Raw genomic sequence first — 16,217 nt, forward strand, 5'->3', positions numbered from 1 at the left:
CCCCTCAGGAGACCACCCATGTCCCCCGACTCCCCACGGCGCCCCTTGGGTGCAAGCCTCACGGACGGCGTCGTCGATCGCCTGACCGGCCGGATCGTGGACGGCGGGTTCGCCCCGGGAGACAAGCTCCCGTCCGAGGGCGAGCTTATGGAGCAGTTCGCCGTGAGCCGGACAGTGGTGCGCGAGGCGCTCTCCCGCCTCCAGGCGGCGGGGCTCGTCGAGACCTACCGCGGGCGGGGAACCTTCGTCCTCGCCCGACCGAGCGAAGAGGTCTTCTCGATCGAGGCCGGCTCGGTCCGCACCGTGCCCGAGCGGCTCGAGCTGCTCGACTTCCGCATCGCGGTCGAGGTCGAGGCCGCGAGTCTCGCCGCCCAGCGGCGCACCCCCGAACAGCTCGACGCGATCGCCCGCGCCCTCGACCTGTTCCGTGCGAGCCGGTCCAAGCCGAGCGGCGCGGTCGACGCCGACTTCCGATTCCACACGGCCATCGCGGCCGCCGCGAGCAACCGCTACTACGCGGAGCTGCTCACTTCGCTGGGCCCGACGATCATCGCGATGCCGCAGACACGCCTGCGCGCGGCCGAGGGACCCGAACGCGACGCGCATTTCGATCGGGTCACCTACGAGCATGAGTCGATCTACGCCGCGATCGAGCGCGGCGATCCCGCCGGAGCCGCGGCCGCCGTGCGCACCCACCTCGCCAATTCGCGCCAGCGTCTGGCCCTCGGCCCGGACCTCGGGTGACCTTGGGGTACTCCCTCGACCGGCTTGGCGGGACCGTAGCTCGCCGAGGAGGGCCACGTCGGGCGCGCGGCGCCGCGACTCCTCACCGCCGGGATGCTTCCCGCGTCAGCGACGCGGTGCATCCACGCGGTGAACCCTGACGACGGTCTCGCTCGTCGCGGTCACGCCTGCGGGGCTCCGGGCATGGGCTCCCCCGCGATGTTCACGAGCCACGCGATGCCGAACTTGTCGGTGAGCATGCCGAAGGTTGCGCCCCAGATGGCCTTCTCGAGCGGCATCGAGATGACTGCGCCGTCCGAGAGTCCGTCCCAGTACCCGCGAAGCTCTTCCTCGGTGTCCGGCCCGCCGCTGAGCGAGATCGAGAAATTGGTGCCCGGCTGGTACTCCATGCGCGACGGAGTATCGGAGCCCATGAGCGTGAAGCCGCTCGGCGTCTCGAGCTGCGAATGCATCACGAGCTGCCCCTCTGACGGATCCTGGGCCGCATGCAGCTCGTCGAACGTCGAGATGGTGAGGTTGCCGCCGAGGACAGACTGGTAGAACGTCATCGCATCGCGGGCGTTGTCCTTGAAGCTCAGGTACGGATTGAGAGTGGCAGGCATGATCGCTCCCTTACGTGGTGATGCGGATGGTGGTGAGGCGGATGGTTGGTGATCCGGACGTCGTGATCCTTGCTGACCCTCGCGAGCCTACGCCGGTCCACCGACACTTTTGAAGGTCCTTCTAGCCCGCGAGGCGCTCCAGATGCGCCACGACCGCGGCCCGCTTGGGCGAGCGCGGCGGCAGGAGGCGAAGAGCGGTACGCCACGCCTCGGCGTCGTCCGCTGCCTCCGGCAGGCGGAGGTAGTGGAGCACGACGTCGACGGCGGCGCTGCCCACCACCGCTTCCCTCAGCGTCGCCGAAAGCTCGTCGCGCAGCTCCGTGATCGCGGGTGCCTCGGAGCGCGGCAGCAGCTGCCCGCCGTAGGCGCCGAGGGCCTGCCGATGCGAACCGCGTTCGAGGAGCGCGAGAGCGGTCATCGAATCGACCTCGAGCCCGTCCACCCGGTACGGCCGCGAGAGCAGCGTGACTCCGGTACCGGAAGCCTCGAGGACCTTCCTGAGGCGCACAAGCTCGGCCCTCAGGGTCACGGGCGGGACAGGCTGGGCATACAGGCGCTCGGTGAGCTCCTCGGCGGTGAGTCCCCGCGGGTGGCCGGCCAAGAGCACGAGGATCTCGGAATGGCGCGCGCTCAGGCTCAGCTCGCGGCCAGCCCAGCGCAGCACGCCCTGATCCCGGCCGGTGACGGTCAGGACGGCGCCGATCGCCTGCGCGGAGGCCCGTTCAAGGGTCGGCGGCCGTACGGTGGCCAGACCGCGGAGCCGCTCCTCGACCGCGGCCACGGCCGCCTTGAGCCACGGCAGGGCATGCACTCCCACAGCCTGCTCGCCGCCCGTGATGTCGACGACGCCGATGGCCCGGTCCGAGCGCGGGTCGCGGATGGGCATCGCGGTGCAGGAGAACGCCTCGACGAGGGGGCTGAAGTGTTCGGGCCCGCGAATCTGAACGGCGCTGCCCGTCGCGAGCGCCGTGCCGGGGGCCGACGTGCCCACGCTCGCCTCGGACCAGTCTGCCCCTTCGAGGAAGGCCATGCCTTCTGCACGGCGCCGCACGCCCGGGTCACCGCCGATCCACAGGAGTCGAGAGCTCGCGTCCCCCACAGCGACGAGGATGCCCGAATCGCGGGCCGGCTCGATCAGCAGCTCGCTGATGACCGGCATGACGGACGCGAGCGGGTGCTCGGTGCGATACGAGGAGAGCGCATCGTCGTCGAGGATGCTCGTCACCACGGCATCCTCCCGGCGTTCGTGGACGGCGAGGGAGCGCCGCCAGGAGTCGGCGACCACGGCGCGCGGGGCTCCGCCCCCGGGCTCCCCAGGGTCCACGCCTCCCGCGCCCGCGGAGTGCGGCTGGTCTGCGCGCACGCTCATCCACCCCTTCATGTGTGCCGTGGCTCACAAGTGTACGCGCCGATGCTTAGACGCAATCCGGGCAACGTTGCATCAACGTTGCGTCCGGGAATCCCGGCTCAGGCGACCTGGGTGGTGCGGTCGACGACGAGCGCCTCCGGGTTATCCGCCCGCGATCGACTGGATGACCAGGACCTCCGCGCCGGGGGCCACCCGCGTCTCGAGCCCATCCCCCCGCCGCACGTCCTCTCCGCCCACGTACACATTGACGTGACGACGGAGCGCACCGCGCTCGTCCCTCAGCCGGCGTCCCAGCACGGGGAACTGACGGGCGACGGCGTCGAGCGCGTCGCGCGCGCACGTCACCGCATCGTCGGGGAGCTCGAACTCGGTCTTCCCTCCACTCGCTTCCGCAAGGACGGACGGCACGACGACGGTGACGGTCACGCCTAACCCTCCGGGGCGGCGTCGTGCGCGATGACCGCCGCCCGCACGCAGAGGACGTCCGGCAGATGGCTGAGCACCTCCTGGAAGGTCCCGCCCTCGTCGGCACTCGCGCACACCGAGCCGCCGCGTGTGCCGAAGTAGACGCCAACGGGGTCTTCGGTGTCCACGTCGGCTGCGTCCCGCAGCACCGCGTTCCAGTCATGCTCGGCCAACCCGGCGTCGAGGCGGCGCCAGGTGGCGCCGGCGTCGTCGGTCCGATGGACAGCGAGCCGGCCCTCCGGCGCGATGCGCTCCCAGTCCGAGACCAGGGGGACGACCCACGCCGTGCCGCTCCGTCGCGGGTGGGTCAGCATGACGAAGCCGAAGTCTGCCGGCAGCCCGTCCGCGATCGACACCCAAGTATCCCCGCTGTCGTCACTGCGGTAGACGCCCCGGTGGTTCTGGGCGTAGAGGCGGCCGTCGACATCGGCGGCGATCTTGTGCACGCACTGGCCCACCTCGGGCTCCGGGTCAGGGAGGAAATAGGCCGAGATCCCGCGGTTGCGGGCCGTCCAGCTCGCGCCCGCGTCGGTGCTGCGGTAGACCCCTCCGGCGCTCATGGCGAGATGGACCAGGTTCTCGTCCCGGGGATCGGGAACGATCGTATGCACGGCGGCGCCGCCGGCACCCGCGCCCCATCGATCTTTGTCCGGGTGCTCCCACAGGGCGCGGTTCAGCTCGAACGACCCGCCGCCGTCGGTGGACTTCCACACGGAGATCGGCTCTGCGCCGACCCATACGACACCAGGCCGCTCCTCGGTATCCGGCCGGATCTGCCAGATACGTTCGACGGCGGCGTCCGCAGCCTCGGGGAAGACAACCGAGCCCTGCGCGGGCTCGGTCCACGTGGTACCGAGATCATCGGAGTGGACCACCGTGGGACCGAAGTGCTCTGAACGGACGCCTACCAGCAGGCGAGTCCTGCCGCCCCGCGTATCAATCGCGATCGAGGGAATCTCCTGCATGAGGAACTGAGGCGCTCCCACCGTCCAGGTCCTGCGGTCTTCGCTCGTGGCGAGCCACAGTCCCTTCTTGGTGCCGACGGCGAGAAGGTAGCGGGGTGAATTCATGCGTCCCATTCGAGCACCGACGCCGTCGCGGCGACAAGGGAGCGCGGTGGCCACCGGGGAACGCGGCCTGTCCGTCTCCGCAACGCCCGTCCGCAACACTCGAAAAGTCTGGCCCGATGCTGGGCAAAGGGGCTCACGGGCCTGTAGCCTTCTGGCTAAGTCCACTGGGGCTGACGATTTTGTTGACAGATCATTGAACCCCCCGGCACGATCCGGATTCCGGGGGCCCCGAACCGCCCCGGAGCGCGTACCCCCCCAATTGCGCGCTTCGGGGCTTCTCTTTGCCGCTCTTTACAAGCTCTTTGCCGCTTAAATGCAGTGGGGCCCCGACGTTGTTGTCGGGGCCTCACTGTGAATGGTTGTCCGGCGGTGTCCTACTCTCCCACACCCTGGCGGGTGCAGTACCATCGGCGCTGTGGGTCTTAGCTTCCGGGTTCGGGATGGGTCCGGGCGTTTCCCCCACGCTGTGGCCGCCGTAACCCTTGCTCCGCGCGCCCCCGGGTGTGGGGGTGGGGAAGTGTGTGGTCACGGTGTTCCGTGAGTCGTTGTTCGGTTGTGGTGTTCTGCTGTGGCTGGTTCCCTGGGGTTTGTTGTCTGGGGACCGTATGGTGGACGCGTAGCATGGTTTCGTTCCCGCACCCGGGCCGCCCTTTTGGGGGTGGTGGGTGTGGTGGTGTTGAGGTTGTCGGCCTATTAGTACCGGTCGGCTTCGACAGTCTTCAGTCCTGTCTTCCACGTCCGGCCTATCAACCCAGTGGTCTGCTGGGGGCCTCTCCCACCTTGCGGTGGATGGAGATCTCATCTTGAAGCGGGCTTCCCGCTTAGATGCTTTCAGCGGTTATCCCATCCGAACGTAGCCAACCAGCCGTGCACCTGGCGGTACAACTGGCACACCAGAGGTTCGTCCGTCCCGGTCCTCTCGTACTGAGGACAGCCCTTCTCAGATCTCCTGCGCGCGCAGCGGATAGGGACCGAACTGTCTCACGACGTTCTAAACCCAGCTCGCGTACCGCTTTAATGGGCGAACAGCCCAACCCTTGGGACCTACTCCAGCCCCAGGATGCGACGAGCCGACATCGAGGTGCCAAACCATGCCGTCGATATGGACTCTTGGGCAAGATCAGCCTGTTATCCCCGAGGTACCTTTTATCCGTTGAGCGACGGCCCTTCCACGAGGTGCCGCCGGATCACTAGTCCCGACTTTCGTCCCTGCTCGACATGTCTGTCTCACAGTCAAGCCCCCTTGTGCACTTGCACTCGCCACCTGGTTGCCGACCAGGCTGAGGGGACCTTTGGGCGCCTCCGTTACTCTTTGGGAGGCAACCGCCCCAGTTAAACTACCCGTCAGGCACTGTCCCTGGCCCGGATCACGGGCCGAGGTTCAGGTGTCCAAAGCGACCAGAGTGGTATTTCAACGATGACTCCACGGGCACTGGCGTGCCCCCTTCACAGTCTCCCACCTATCCTACACAAGCCGCTCCGAACACCAATACCAAACTATAGTGAAGGTCTCGGGGTCTTTCCGTCCTGCTGCGCGTAACGAGCATCTTTACTCGTAGTGCAATTTCGCCGAGTTCACGGTCGAGACAGCGGGGAAGTCGTTACTCCATTCGTGCAGGTCGGAACTTACCCGACAAGGAATTTCGCTACCTTAGGATGGTTATAGTTACCACCGCCGTTTACTGGGGCTTGAATTCTCCGCTTCGCCTCGCGGCTGACGGGTCCTCTTAACCTTCCAGCACCGGGCAGGAGTCAGTCCGTATACATCGTCTTGCGACTTCGCACGGACCTGTGTTTTTAGTAAACAGTCGCTTCCCCCTGGTCTCTGCGACCTAGGCCCCTTCCCCGCAGCGCGTGCGGATGTGGGCCCGGGTCCCCCTTCTCCCGAAGTTACGGGGGCATTTTGCCGAGTTCCTTGACCGTGATTCTCTCGATCGCCTTGGTATTCTCTACCTGATCACCTGTGTCGGTTTGGGGTACGGGCGGCTGGGACCTCGCGTCGATGCTTTTCTAGGCAGCATAGGATCACCCGATCCCCCCGTGAGGGGGTCCCGTCGGATCTCAGGCTTCGTGCGCGGCGGATTTGCCGGCCGCGCGCCCTACATCCTTGGACCAGGTCTACCATCGCCTGGCCGGGCTGCCTTCCTGCGTCACACCTGTTAATACGCTTGCCTCGCAGCTCTGGTCCCCGCGCTCCCCCCACAGTGCGCCTCCCGAAGGAGGCACGGCGTGGGGCTCGGGCGGTCAGCATCGGCTGTCCGGCATGGGCGGTCCTTCGCCGGTACGGGAATATCGACCCGTTGTCCATCGACTACGCCTGTCGGCCTCGCCTTAGGTCCCGACTTACCCAGGGCAGATGAGCTTGACCCTGGAACCCTTGATCATCCGGCGGACGGGTTTCCCACCCGTCTTTCGCTACTCATGCCTGCATTCTCACTCGTGCGGCCTCCACCCCTGGATCACTCCGGGGCTTCACTGCCCGCACGACGCTCCCCTACCCAGCCCCACCCCTGAACCATGACGGCTTGGGTATCGTGGGACTGCCACGGCTTCGGCGGTGTGCTTGAGCCCCGCTACATTGTCGGCGCGGAATCACTTGACCAGTGAGCTATTACGCACTCTTTCAAGGGTGGCTGCTTCTAAGCCAACCTCCTGGTTGTCTTCGCAACTCCACATCCTTTCCCACTTAGCACACGCTTGGGGGCCTTAACCGGTGGTCTGGGCTGTTTCCCTCTCGACTACGAAGCTTATCCCCCGCAGTCTCACTGCTGCGCTCTCACTTGCCGGCATTCGGAGTTTGGCTGACGTCAGTAACCTTGTGGGGCCCATCGGCCATCCAGTAGCTCTACCTCCGGCAAGAAACACGCAACGCTGCACCTAAATGCATTTCGGGGAGAACCAGCTATCACGGAGTTTGATTGGCCTTTCACCCCTACCCACAGCTCATCCCCTCCATTTTCAACTGAAGTGGGTTCGGTCCTCCACGACGTCTTACCGTCGCTTCAACCTGGCCATGGGTAGATCACTCCGCTTCGGGTCCAGACCACGCCACTGAACGCCCTGTTCAGACTCGCTTTCGCTACGGCTCCCCCACACGGGTTAACCTCGCGACGTGGCACTGACTCGCAGGCTCATTCTTCAAAAGGCACGCCATCACGGGAGCAGGCCCGCTCTGACGGTTTGTAGGCGCACGGTTTCAGGTACTGTTTCACTCCCCTCCCGGGGTACTTTTCACCTTTCCCTCACGGTACTAGTCCGCTATCGGTCATCGGGTAGTATTCAGGCTTATCAGGTGGTCCTGACAGATTCACACGGGATTCCTCGGGCCCCGTGCTACTTGGGGACACTCGCAAGGGCGGCAGCTGGCATTGCGGCTACGGGACTCACACCCTCTCCGGCCGGCCGTTCAAGACCGTTCGCCTACACCACTGCACCACACCCCCGACCGCCGGCAGACAGTCGAAGCAAGGCCCCACAACCCCATGCGCGCAACCCCTGCCGGGTATCACACACGCACGGTTTGGCCCCATCCGCGTTCGCTCGCCACTACTGACGGAATCACTGTTGTTTTCTCTTCCTGCGGGTACTGAGATGTTTCACTTCCCCGCGTTCCCTCCACACCGTCTATGCGTTCAACGGCGGGTCACCGCATCAAGTGCGGCGGGGTTCCCCCATTCGGAGACCCTGGGATCAAAGTCCGGTTATCGACTCCCCCAGGCCTATCGCGGATTCCCACGTCCTTCATCGGCTCCCGATGCCAAGGCATCCACCGTGCGCCCTTGGAAACTTCAACACGCAAAGAAACCAAGGACACACACACGCCACAAACGGCGCGCACGCTGTCCTACAGCAAAAAAATAAATCCGTCTCGAAAGACGAAATTGCTAGATGCTCGCGTCCACTATACAGTTCTCAAACAACAACCCCCACAACCCCCACACACCGCCGAACAGGCGGCTGCCAGGGGAAGGCGGGCACCACACACCCCCCACACCCGGCACCCCCGCCCCCACCAGCCACCCCACAACAAGGGGGGACAGGAGGAGGACGGCAGGGGCCGGGAAGGAGGGCGCGGGGACTGCTGTCCCAGGACCCAACAGTGTGCCAAGGACCCCACCCCTGCGCAACAGCACCCCCGGCGTTCCAGCACCAGCACCCCCCAAGAGGGGGCCGGAGCGTACTTGCCCGGGGCACCGCGCACAGGGCACGGGCCACGAATCCTGCCGATGTTCCACCCATGAGCACCCGCCGCACCACGAACGGGCACGAAACGGGCTCTCGCCTGGCACCACCGGCACCAGCCCATGCAGGCCGGCACCGAACAGTGCGAGGGGCTCCTTAGAAAGGAGGTGATCCAGCCGCACCTTCCGGTACGGCTACCTTGTTACGACTTAGTCCCAATCGCCAGTCCCACCTTCGACGGCTCCCCCCCACAAGGGGTTGGGCCACCGGCTTCGGGTGTTACCGACTTTCGTGACTTGACGGGCGGTGTGTACAAGGCCCGGGAACGTATTCACCGCAGCGTTGCTGATCTGCGATTACTAGCGACTCCGACTTCATGGGGTCGAGTTGCAGACCCCAATCCGAACTGAGACCGGCTTTCTGGGATTGGCTCCACCTCACAGTATCGCAACCCTTTGTACCGGCCATTGTAGCATGCGTGAAGCCCAAGACATAAGGGGCATGATGATTTGACGTCGTCCCCACCTTCCTCCGAGTTGACCCCGGCAGTCTCCCATGAGTCCCCACCCGAAGTGCTGGCAACATGGAACGAGGGTTGCGCTCGTTGCGGGACTTAACCCAACATCTCACGACACGAGCTGACGACAACCATGCACCACCTGTGAACCGGCCCCGAAGGGAAGCCCCATCTCTGGGACCGTCCGGCACATGTCAAGCCTTGGTAAGGTTCTTCGCGTTGCATCGAATTAATCCGCATGCTCCGCCGCTTGTGCGGGCCCCCGTCAATTCCTTTGAGTTTTAGCCTTGCGGCCGTACTCCCCAGGCGGGGCACTTAATGCGTTAGCTGCGGCGCGGAAACCGTGGAATGGCCCCCACACCTAGTGCCCAACGTTTACGGCATGGACTACCAGGGTATCTAATCCTGTTCGCTCCCCATGCTTTCGCTCCTCAGCGTCAGTAACAGCCCAGAGACCTGCCTTCGCCATCGGTGTTCCTCCTGATATCTGCGCATTTCACCGCTACACCAGGAATTCCAGTCTCCCCTACTGCACTCCAGCCTGCCCGTACCCACTGCAGACCCGGGGTTGAGCCCCGGGCTTTCACAGCAGACGCGACAAGCCGCCTACGAGCTCTTTACGCCCAATAATTCCGGATAACGCTCGCGCCCTACGTATTACCGCGGCTGCTGGCACGTAGTTAGCCGGCGCTTCTTCTGCAGGTACCGTCACTTGCGCTTCTTCCCTGCTGAAAGGGGTTTACAACCCGAAGGCCGTCATCCCCCACGCGGCGTCGCTGCATCAGGCTTCCGCCCATTGTGCAATATTCCCCACTGCTGCCTCCCGTAGGAGTCTGGGCCGTGTCTCAGTCCCAGTGTGGCCGGTCACCCTCTCAGGCCGGCTACCCGTCGTCGCCTTGGTAGGCCATCACCCCACCAACAAGCTGATAGGCCGCGAGCCCATCCAAGACCGCACAAGGCTTTCCACCCCCCACCATGCGGCAAAGGGGTCATATCCGGTATTAGACCCAGTTTCCCAGGCTTATCCCAGAGTCAAGGGCAGGTTGCTCACGTGTTACTCACCCGTTCGCCACTAATCAGCCCAGCAAGCTGGGCATCATCGTTCGACTTGCATGTGTTAAGCACGCCGCCAGCGTTCATCCTGAGCCAGGATCAAACTCTCCGTCAAAAAACACGCCGACCCGGCACCCCAGGAAAATAAGGCAGCCAGGCCGACAGAAAATGATCCGGCATCAACACCCGGCACCACACCACAGGGGCGGCACAGCACCGGGCAAAAGACACCAAAAAAACGGCATCAACAAAACTTGGCACACTATTGAGTTCTCAAACAACAGGCCCCCACACGTAACGATCCCAACCCGACTTCGAGCCGTTCACATCCCCGTGGAGCAACGAGATTCTACTCTACCCCATCGAATTCTTGTCTGCAAATTCCCAATCTCTTGGGGAATGCGTCTGAATTCGTGTCCATCCCCACCTTCCGAGCGCATCTAAATGCTGCCGTTCCGGCGGGATTTTCAGGGGTTCGGCCGCCTTGCTGGCCTGCGATGTCCTCGCGGCCGCTCCAGCGACTCGTAGAACTTTACCGGCTTGCCGCCTCGCGGCCAAATTGCAGGACTGTGCCCTTCGCCACACGTGGCCGGAGAGGGATCCGGGTTTGCAGGCCTTGGCATCATCGAACTGGGCGATACCCCCTCTGGGTACTTGTCTTATACCCCCAGTGGGTATATCTTCGGTGCCATGGAAACAGTCATTGGTCCGGACTTCCACCCGGGGCCCCCCGCCCATCCAGGTCCCCCGTATGGCTATACCGCTGACAAGGACGCCTATCTGAGGCGCTTGAGGCGGATCGAAGGCCAGGTCCGAGGTATCGCCCGCATGGTGGAAGAGGACAAGTACTGCATCGACATCCTCACGCAGGTGGCCGCCGTGACCAAGGCGCTGCACGCCGTGAGCCTCGGTCTGGTCGAGGAACACATCGGCCATTGCGTGGTCGGGGCCGCCAATGAGCCGGACCCCGAGAAGAGGGCCGACGCCATCGACGCCAAGGTGAAGGAGGCCACCGATGCCATCGGCCGACTCCTGCGGTAGCTCGTGCGGCTGCGGGGGCACCACCCGCAGCACTACCGGCGGCAACGCCCGCGCCACAGAGTTCATCCCCCTGTCCCGGCTTTCGTTCAGCCCCGCGCCCGGGGCAGCGGAGATCAGGAAGTCCTCCACCGAGCACCCGAACCCGAGGAGCAGCACCATGAGCCACTTCACCACCACCGTGCAGGTCGATGGCATGACCTGCAGCCACTGCATTGCATCCGTCACCGAAGAGATCGAAGCGATCGACGGCGTCCAGGGCGTCTCGATCAACCTCAACGCCGGCGGCGTCTCCGAGGTGACTGTCAGCTCGGACCGGAAGCTCAAGCACGAGTCCATCAGCGAGGCCGTCGCCGAGGCGGGCTACGTCATCGTAGACAGCAACGCCTAGAACCATGGACCGACCCGGCACCACCGAATTGCCGCCTGCGCTGGTCTCCCAAGCGGGGCTGTCCCGCATCGTCGAGCTCGACATCGAGGGCATGACCTGCGCCTCGTGCGTCACGCGGGTCGAGCGCAAGCTCGGCAAGATCGAGGGCGTGCATGCGTCCGTGAACCTCCCACTCGAGTCCGCGAGGGTCGAGGTCCCTGCAGGGGTGAGCGACCAGGAGCTGCTCTCCACGGTCGCGGCCGCCGGGTATCAGGCACGGGTCAAAGAGGTGCCGATCAAGCACGGCCCCGAAGTCACGGGGGCTGAGCCCGGCCGGACCTCCCAGATCCACGAAGCCAGCCGAAGGCCGTCTTCGGTCGATGCCCTCCTGCCGCGCCTCGCGGTCGCGGCGGCACTGACCATCCCTGTGGTGCTCATCTCGATGATCCCGTCCGCGCAGTTCATGGATTGGGGCTGGTGGGTCGCGGCGCTTGCGCTGCCGGTCGTCACCTGGTCCGCGTGGCCGTTCCACCGTGCCGCCGCGGTCAACGCCCGGCACGGCGGCTCGACGATGGACACGCTCGTCTCGATCGGCGTCGCGGCCTCCTACCTCTACTCGCTCGTGCAGCTCATCGTGGATCCGCGGATGACCGAGCACCCGGGCATGGAGATGACCGGCACCGGCGGGCTGTACTTCGAGACGGCCGTGGTCGTGACGACGTTCCTCCTGCTCGGTCGCTGGCTCGAGGCCCGGGCCAAGTCCCGTGCCGGCGATGCCCTGCGCGCGCTGCTCGACCGCGGCGCCAAGCAGGCCACCCTCCTGCGGGCTGGCGTCGAGTCCGTGGTGCCCGCAGAGCAGCTGGTGCCGGGGGACCTGTTCGTAGTGCGGCCCGGCGAGACCATCGCTACAGATGGGATCGTCCGTGACGGCGCCTCGGCAGTGGACACCTCGATCATCACGGGCGAATCCCTGCCGGCCGAGGTCACCGAGGGCTCCCCCGTGACCGGCGCGACGGTCAACACGTCGGGCCGGCTCGTCGTCGAGGCGACGAGGGTCGGCTCCGAGACGACGCTCGCCGCCATGGCGCGGCTCGTGTCCGAGGCGCAGACCGGCAAGGCGCCGATCGCACGGCTCGCCGACCGGATCAGCGGCGTCTTCGTCCCGATCGTGCTTGCGATCGTGGTCCTCACGTTCATCACCTGGCAGGTGCTCGGCGGCTCGCTGCCGTCCTCCTTCACGGCCGCGGTGGCCGTGCTGGTCATCGCGTGCCCGTGCGCCCTGGGCCTTGCGACCCCTGTGGGCCTGCTCGCCGGGAGCGGCCGCGGTTCACAGCTGGGCATCCTCATCCGCGGGGCCCAGGTCCTCGAGGACACCCGGGCGGTGGACACGATCGTGCTCGACAAGACAGGCACTGTGACGTCCGGGCGCCTCGCGCTCGATGCGGTCGACACGTTCGGCGCGTCCGACCTCGACCTCGTGAGGCTCGCCGCTGCCGTCGAGGCCGGGAGCGAGCATCCGCTCGCCAAGGCCATCGTCGCCGCGGAGGCCGCGCGGGTCGCGTCGGGAATCGGCGGGACTCGAGGCACGCACGACGGCGGTGGGCAGCCGGCCGTCGTCGGCTTCCAGTCCGCTGCCGGTGGCGGCGTGGAGGGAACAGTCGTCGAGGTCTCAGGCGAGAGCCGCGAGGTGCTGGTGGGCCGGACCGACTGGATCGTGCCGCGCCTCGCCGAGGACGGGATGCCCGATGCAGCCCAGCTCGCGATGTTCGCCGAACGGGAGTCCGGCGGGGCAACGGCGGTGTGGGTCGCCGTCGACCGTCGGGTGGCGGGGATGCTGAGCCTGCGGGACACGGTCAAGCCCGGCTCCGCGGAAGGCATTGCGCGTCTCAAGGCCTTGGGCCTGCGCCCCGTGCTGCTCACGGGGGACAACGCCGCGGTCGCGGCGCGCGTCGCGGCCGAAGTGGGGATTGCCGCTCAGGACGTCCACGCTGGCGTCCGGCCTGAGGGCAAGGTCGCGGTGGTCAAACGGCTCCAGGCCGGCGGCGCGCGAGTGGCGATGGCCGGGGATGGCGTCAACGACGCCCCCGCGCTGGCCCAGGCCGACCTCGGGATCGCGATGGGCTCCGGGACCGATGTCGCCCGTGAAGCCGCAGAGCTCACGGTCATGGGCGACGACCTCCGCCAGGTTGCAACGGCGATAGAGCTCTCCCGCAGGACGCTCTCGATCATCAAGGCCAACCTGTTCTGGGCGTTCGCCTACAACACCATCGGCATTCCGATCGCGGCGCTCGGGCTGCTCAACCCTATGGTCGCCGGGGCCGCGATGGCCGCGAGCTCGGTGCTCGTGGTCACGAACTCGCTGCGGCTCACGCGATTCGGTCGCTAGCGGGCGCGTCGGCACAGCTCGGGGCTCCGGAGCCGGATCCCGCTGGGCCCGGCTCCGAGTTGTGCCGATACGTCTGGGTCAGGCCGTTCCGAAGCGGACGGCGGCCCGGGCCTTCGCCTTGGCGGCCTCGACTTCGCGGCTCCGCGGCGATGCGCTCGTCACGAGGTCCTCGAGGAGATGCCCCGTGATGTGGGCGATCTCCTCGACGGCCCGATTGAACACCTCCTCGTTCGCCTTGGACGGGTGAGTACTCCCGCTCACCTTCCGCACGTACTGGAGCGCCGCGGCGTGGACTTCCTCGTTCGTCGCGTGGGGCTCGAAGTTGTGCAGGACCTTGATATTGCGGCACATGCCGTCAATGCTAGGCGCGCCGCTCGACGATCGGGAGGGCCCCCGTGGCAGGTTCGGCTGCGGGCAGCGCCTCGGGCGCGAAGTCTGGCACTGCCTCGGCCGCGGGGGAACGGAGCTCGTCCGTGCGGACCATCACGACTCCCCCCACGATGAGTGCGCCGCCGACGAACTGCAGCGGGCCCGGGACGTCGCCGATCATGATCCACGAGGCGATCACGGAGAACAGCACCTCGGTGAGCGAGACGAAGCTCGCGACCTTCGAGCCGAGGCGCTGCGTGCCGATGATACCGAGCGTGTAGGCGAGGACCGCCGCCACGAGGGTGATACCGGCAAGCGGCACGATCCACGGGAGCCCGGTGCCCAGGAGATCGACGCTGCCGAACGTCGCCGCCACCGGCAGGAGGCCCACCAGGGCGAGGACGCCGATCGTGATCGCGCCGAACACCATCCCCCCGGCCACTGTCACGAAGGGCGGCAGGACGCCGTCGGACTTCGCGGACAGGACGAAGTACACGGCGAGGCAGACGGCTGCCGCGATCCCCCACAGGACGCCGATCGGGTCCACCTGCTGCGCGGTGAGGAGGTTGAGCACGAGCACGAGGCCGAGCATCGCCACGACCGTGCCGCCGATCGTCAGCGCGCCGGGGCGGCGCTGCGTGCGGAGCCATACCCAGCCCACAAGGATGATGGGCGCGAGGTACTCGAGCATGAGCGCGACCGGCGGGCTCATGCGGGCCACGGCGTTGAAGTAGAAGAACTGGCACAGAGCGATGGCGACCGAGCCGTACGCGGCCATGAGCGCGACGCCGCCGCGCAGCCGCGACCACTGCCCGCGCATCACCCACACCGCCGGAATCGCCATGATCAGCGCTGCGAGCCCGATGCGGCTCCCCACAACGGAGCCCGGAGTCCAGCCTGCCTCGAGCAGGGACTTGCCCAGTGGTCCGGAGATGCCGAAGGTGGCCGCGGAGAGCAGGGCGAAGACGAGTCCGGATGCGGACCGATTCTCAGACAGCCTCGACAGCACAGGGCACCTCCCAAAATCATGTCATGGGTAAACTTGGAGTATGGTCATGACACTAGGCCACTGGAGGGTCAGGAGTCAACGTGATCTTTGCCCATGACACCGAGGTGGCGCTCCGGAGCGCCGTCAACCTCGTCAACACCCTCGACGCCGACCGCGGTGAACTGCTCGCGACCGGGGAGGACTTGGACCGCTTCCTCGACGAGGAGGAGTTCACGGGCTCGCGCACGCACGACGCCGCCGAGCTGGCCGCCGTGCGCACGCTGCGGGCGCGCCTGCGGGGACTCTGGAGCGCGCCGGAGGACGACGCCGTGGGAATCGTCAACGCGCTCCTGCGCGAGGCCCAGGCACTCCCCCAGCTCGTCAAGCACGACCGCTGGGACTGGCACCTTCACGCCACCGCGCCCGAGGCGCCACTGGCGGACCGCATGGGAACGGAGGCCGCCATGGCCTTCGTGGATGTGATCCGGGCCAAGGAGCTGGACCGGCTGCGGGTCTGCGCGGCGGATGACTGCGAGGCGGTCCTGATCGACCTCTCGAAGAATCGCTCGAAGCGCTTCTGCGACACCGGCAACTGCGCCAACCGGACGCATGTGCGCGCCTACCGGGAGCGCCGGGCGGCGGGCTAGGAGGCGGAGCCCTCGTCCTCAGTCTTGTCGGGGGCGTCCGGGCTGCCTGGTGCTGCATCGTCCGCGGCCGGGGTTTCGGCGCGATCCGTCGTGGCGGTCTGGTCAGGTTTCGCCGTGGGGCGCTTGAGCCGGTCCTCGGAGCGGAGGTTGACGCCGTCGCCCTGGCCGAGGTGCTCCGCGTTCTCCTTGTAGCTCATCGAGAGCATCGCGGCGATCACGAGGCACGCGATGAACGCGATGCCGAAGGCGGCGATGGCGAGGTCGTAGCGCAGGCCGTTCTGGGTGCCGCCCGATGCTGCGAACAGGACGACAACGAAGGCGATGGCCCCGAAGACCGCCGAGAACAGGAGCGGTCCCTTGATCCCGACGCGGGGACCACGCGGTGCATCAGACATGAGCCCTCCTCAGGCGACCGGG

12 protein-coding genes and 3 rRNA genes are annotated in these 16,217 nt (G+C 66.4%); 5 read left to right on the forward strand and 10 right to left on the reverse strand.

Features of this window, described 5'->3' with window-relative positions; all coding sequences use genetic code 11:
- The first annotated feature begins 18 nt into the window (after positions 1–18).
- Positions 19–744, forward strand: a complete 726-nt coding sequence (locus AB5L97_RS19235) for a FadR/GntR family transcriptional regulator (RefSeq protein ID WP_369045910.1) — start codon at positions 19–21, stop codon at positions 742–744.
- A gap of 161 nt (positions 745–905) precedes the next feature.
- Here AB5L97_RS19235 and AB5L97_RS19240 read toward each other — a convergent pair whose 3' ends face one another.
- The 7 genes from AB5L97_RS19240 to AB5L97_RS19270 all read right to left on the reverse strand — a co-directional run bounded on the left by AB5L97_RS19240 (position 906) and on the right by AB5L97_RS19270 (position 10,117).
- Positions 906–1,346, reverse strand: coding sequence for a VOC family protein (locus tag AB5L97_RS19240; RefSeq protein WP_369045911.1), 441 nt, complete (start codon positions 1,344–1,346; stop codon positions 906–908).
- Between the two features lie 121 nt (positions 1,347–1,467).
- The gene (locus AB5L97_RS19245; RefSeq protein WP_369045912.1) at positions 1,468–2,715 is read right to left on the reverse strand and encodes a helix-turn-helix domain-containing protein; all 1,248 of its coding nucleotides are present in this window, start codon (positions 2,713–2,715) and stop codon (positions 1,468–1,470) included.
- A 141-nt stretch (positions 2,716–2,856) separates the two neighbouring features.
- Positions 2,857–3,141 (reverse strand): MoaD/ThiS family protein, encoded by a 285-nt coding sequence (locus AB5L97_RS19250; RefSeq protein WP_369045913.1) that lies wholly within the window; start codon positions 3,139–3,141, stop codon positions 2,857–2,859.
- Between the two features lie 2 nt (positions 3,142–3,143).
- Entirely contained in the window at positions 3,144–4,259 is a 1,116-nt protein-coding gene (locus tag AB5L97_RS19255; RefSeq protein WP_369045914.1) for an exo-alpha-sialidase, read from the reverse strand.
- A 352-nt stretch (positions 4,260–4,611) separates the two neighbouring features.
- Positions 4,612–4,728 (reverse strand): 5S ribosomal RNA (gene rrf / locus AB5L97_RS19260).
- A gap of 195 nt (positions 4,729–4,923) precedes the next feature.
- Positions 4,924–8,043 (reverse strand): 23S ribosomal RNA (locus tag AB5L97_RS19265).
- 549 nt (positions 8,044–8,592) lie between these two features.
- A 16S ribosomal RNA gene (locus AB5L97_RS19270) occupies positions 8,593–10,117 on the reverse strand.
- Together the 16S, 23S and 5S rRNA genes form the textbook arrangement of a ribosomal RNA operon.
- A gap of 575 nt (positions 10,118–10,692) precedes the next feature.
- Here AB5L97_RS19270 and AB5L97_RS19275 point away from each other — a divergent pair.
- From AB5L97_RS19275 to AB5L97_RS19285, 3 genes are all read left to right on the forward strand, one after another.
- On the forward strand, positions 10,693–11,043 hold the full coding sequence (locus AB5L97_RS19275) for a metal-sensitive transcriptional regulator (RefSeq protein ID WP_307958600.1): 351 nt from the start codon (positions 10,693–10,695) through the stop codon (positions 11,041–11,043).
- A 157-nt stretch (positions 11,044–11,200) separates the two neighbouring features.
- Positions 11,201–11,431: a heavy-metal-associated domain-containing protein gene (locus AB5L97_RS19280; RefSeq protein WP_307958601.1), complete on the forward strand. Its 231-nt coding sequence runs from the start codon at positions 11,201–11,203 to the stop codon at positions 11,429–11,431.
- A 4-nt stretch (positions 11,432–11,435) separates the two neighbouring features.
- Complete coding sequence (locus AB5L97_RS19285; protein WP_369045915.1) at positions 11,436–13,796, forward strand: heavy metal translocating P-type ATPase; 2,361 nt, start codon at positions 11,436–11,438, stop codon at positions 13,794–13,796.
- 78 nt (positions 13,797–13,874) lie between these two features.
- Here AB5L97_RS19285 and AB5L97_RS19290 read toward each other — a convergent pair whose 3' ends face one another.
- Positions 13,875–14,147, reverse strand: coding sequence for a DUF2277 domain-containing protein (locus AB5L97_RS19290; protein ID WP_369045916.1), 273 nt, complete (start codon positions 14,145–14,147; stop codon positions 13,875–13,877).
- Positions 14,148–14,157: 10 nt separating this feature from the next.
- Positions 14,158–15,174: an EamA family transporter gene (locus AB5L97_RS19295; RefSeq protein ID WP_369045917.1), complete on the reverse strand. Its 1,017-nt coding sequence runs from the start codon at positions 15,172–15,174 to the stop codon at positions 14,158–14,160.
- Positions 15,175–15,254: 80 nt separating this feature from the next.
- Here AB5L97_RS19295 and AB5L97_RS19300 point away from each other — a divergent pair, with 80 nt between their 5' ends.
- Positions 15,255–15,800 (forward strand): CGNR zinc finger domain-containing protein, encoded by a 546-nt coding sequence (locus AB5L97_RS19300; RefSeq protein ID WP_369045918.1) that lies wholly within the window; start codon positions 15,255–15,257, stop codon positions 15,798–15,800.
- Here AB5L97_RS19300 and AB5L97_RS19305 read toward each other — a convergent pair.
- A complete protein-coding gene (locus AB5L97_RS19305; protein WP_369045919.1) occupies positions 15,797–16,195 on the reverse strand; it encodes a hypothetical protein in 399 nt (132 codons plus the stop codon). The two genes, AB5L97_RS19300 and AB5L97_RS19305, sit on opposite strands and share 4 nt — an antisense overlap.
- Between the last annotated feature and the right edge of the window lie 22 nt (positions 16,196–16,217).

Source organism: Sinomonas sp. P10A9 (assembly GCF_041022165.1).
GTDB classification, from domain to species: domain Bacteria; phylum Actinomycetota; class Actinomycetes; order Actinomycetales; family Micrococcaceae; genus Sinomonas; species Sinomonas puerhi.

Excerpts from the sequence above, each read along its gene's own strand:
- AB5L97_RS19280 (WP_307958601.1), top strand. The coding sequence starts at position 11,201 with ATGAGCCACTTCACCACCACCGTGCAGGTCGATGGCATGACCTGCAGC.
- AB5L97_RS19245 (WP_369045912.1), bottom strand. The coding sequence starts at position 2,715 with ATGAGCGTGCGCGCAGACCAGCCGCACTCCGCGGGCGCGGGAGGCGTG.
- AB5L97_RS19305 (WP_369045919.1), bottom strand. The coding sequence starts at position 16,195 with ATGTCTGATGCACCGCGTGGTCCCCGCGTCGGGATCAAGGGACCGCTC.
- AB5L97_RS19275 (WP_307958600.1), top strand. The coding sequence starts at position 10,693 with ATGGAAACAGTCATTGGTCCGGACTTCCACCCGGGGCCCCCCGCCCAT.
- AB5L97_RS19255 (WP_369045914.1), bottom strand. The coding sequence starts at position 4,259 with ATGGGACGCATGAATTCACCCCGCTACCTTCTCGCCGTCGGCACCAAG.
- AB5L97_RS19290 (WP_369045916.1), bottom strand. The coding sequence starts at position 14,147 with ATGTGCCGCAATATCAAGGTCCTGCACAACTTCGAGCCCCACGCGACG.
- AB5L97_RS19240 (WP_369045911.1), bottom strand. The coding sequence starts at position 1,346 with ATGCCTGCCACTCTCAATCCGTACCTGAGCTTCAAGGACAACGCCCGC.
- AB5L97_RS19235 (WP_369045910.1), top strand. The coding sequence starts at position 19 with ATGTCCCCCGACTCCCCACGGCGCCCCTTGGGTGCAAGCCTCACGGAC.
- AB5L97_RS19285 (WP_369045915.1), top strand. The coding sequence starts at position 11,436 with ATGGACCGACCCGGCACCACCGAATTGCCGCCTGCGCTGGTCTCCCAA.